Origin of the sequence: Kitasatospora sp. NPDC097643 (assembly GCF_040302625.1) — a bacterium.
GTDB lineage: Bacteria > Actinomycetota > Actinomycetes > Streptomycetales > Streptomycetaceae > Kitasatospora.
This window is the reverse complement of the sequence record NZ_JBEOSA010000165.1, coordinates 1-1,752: the sequence shown is the minus strand read 5'-3', so window position 1 is coordinate 1,752 and position 1,752 is coordinate 1. Positions and strand designations below refer to the sequence as shown.

Sequence of the window (1,752 nt, the reverse complement as noted above, 5' to 3'; positions counted from 1 at the left end):
CTAGTGCTCTGACCGCATACGTTCGCCGGGTTGGTGATGGCAGGCCGGAACAGGTTGGATGTGGCGGACATCCAACGGGTTGGGGGCGTGGTGGCGGAGCCGGTCAGGGTTCGGAGATTGACCGATCAGGAGGGCCAGCAGTTACAACGGATCGTGCGTCGGGGCAGTACCAACACGGTGCGCTACCGGCGGGCGATGATGCTGCTGGCCTCCGCCGGCGGGAACCGGGTCCCGGTGATCGCCCAGCTGGTCCAGGCGGACGAGGACACAGTGCGGGATGTCATCCACCGGTTCAACGAGATCGGCCTGGCCTGCCTGGACCCTCGGTGGGCGGGAGGCCGTCCCCGCCTGCTCAGTCCTGACGACGAGGATTTCGTCGTCCAGACGGCCACCACCCGACCTGCCAAGCTCGGGCAACCCTTCACCCGCTGGTCCATCCGCAAACTGCTCGCCTACCTGCGTCGGGTCCATGGCCGGGTGATCCGGATCGGCCGGGAGGCCCTGCGCTGCCTGCTCGCCCGACGCGGCGTCACCTTCCAGCGCACCAAGACGTGGAAGGAGTCCACCGATCCCGAGTACGACGCCAAGCTTGACCTGATCGAGCACGTCCTGGACCGCTTCCCGGACCGGACGTTCGCGTTCGACGAGTTCGGGCCGCTCGGCATCCGCCCCACCGCCGGCTCCTGCTGGGCCGAACAGGGCCACCCCGACCGACTCCCGGCGACCTACAAGCGGACCCACGGCGTCACGTACTTCCACGGCTGCTACTCGATCGGCGACGACACCCTGTGGGGCGTCAACCACCGCCGAAAGGGCACCACGAACACCCTGGCCGCGCTCAGGTCGATCCGGGCCGCCCGTCCGGACGGCGCCCCGGTCTACGTGATCCTGGACAACCTCTCCGCCCACAACGGCAAGAAGATCCGCCGCTGGGCCAAGAACAACAACGTCCACCTGTGCTTCACCCCGACCAACGCGTCCTGGGCCAATCCGATCGAGGCGCACTTCGGACCGCTGAGGCAGTTCACCCTGGCGAACTCGAACCACCCGAACCACACGGTCCAGACCCGCGCGCTGCACGCCCACCTGCGGTGGCGCAACGCCAACGCCCGCCACCCCGACGTCCTGGCCGCCCAGCGCCGTGAGCGCGCCAGGATCCGAAGCGAGAAGGGCATCCGTTGGGGAGGCCGGCCGCTCCGAACCGCGGCCTGACCTGACAGGAAGTCCGTGCGGTCAGAGCGCCAATGATGCGAGCAACGCATCGAACATGTCACGGAGTTCGGTGGCGTCGATGGGATTGATCTCCATCTGCAAGTGACACACGTCGTCGTCACCGTTGGGAGTCAGATACACGAAGAAGGCGAACCTGTCTTCCACGGGTTCGGCGCTCAGCCTCAGCGGGTTGTTGCGGCCGGGAGTCACCGCCGCCGAGAATCGAGAGCCCGACGGGGCGCGCAAATGGGAGAGCATCCGTGCGGCGAAGTCCGCAACCTCCTCCCCGGTGAGGTAAGCGGTGAAGTCGGCTGACAGTGATGAGCACCAGTCGGCAGTAACCCGCCAGCTGTCCTCACCGGTCTGAACCAGCTCCAGCCACGAACCATCGCCACCGAGGCGTATCTGCGGCATTTCCATCGTCACACACTCCGACCTTTGCACCCTGGGCCCGTGATCCTACAGAGGCGGCTTCCCCCTGTTGCATCAAGCCGCCACGCCCCCAACCCGGCGAACGTATGCGGTCAGAGCACTAGGTCG

At 66.9% G+C, this 1,752-nt stretch carries 2 protein-coding genes; one reads left to right on the top strand and one right to left on the bottom strand.

Annotated features, from left to right (window positions below; translation table 11 throughout):
* The first annotated feature begins 90 nt into the window (after positions 1 to 90).
* Positions 91 to 1,212: an IS630 family transposase gene (locus ABTY15_RS39605; protein ID WP_350607635.1), complete on the top strand. Its 1,122-nt coding sequence runs from the start codon at positions 91 to 93 to the stop codon at positions 1,210 to 1,212.
* Between the two features lie 21 nt (positions 1,213 to 1,233).
* Here ABTY15_RS39605 and ABTY15_RS39600 read toward each other — a convergent pair whose 3' ends face one another.
* Positions 1,234 to 1,638 carry a hypothetical protein gene (locus ABTY15_RS39600; RefSeq protein WP_350607631.1) on the bottom strand — a complete coding sequence of 135 codons (405 nt, stop codon included), beginning with the start codon at positions 1,636 to 1,638 and terminating at the stop codon, positions 1,234 to 1,236.
* Between the last annotated feature and the right edge of the window lie 114 nt (positions 1,639 to 1,752).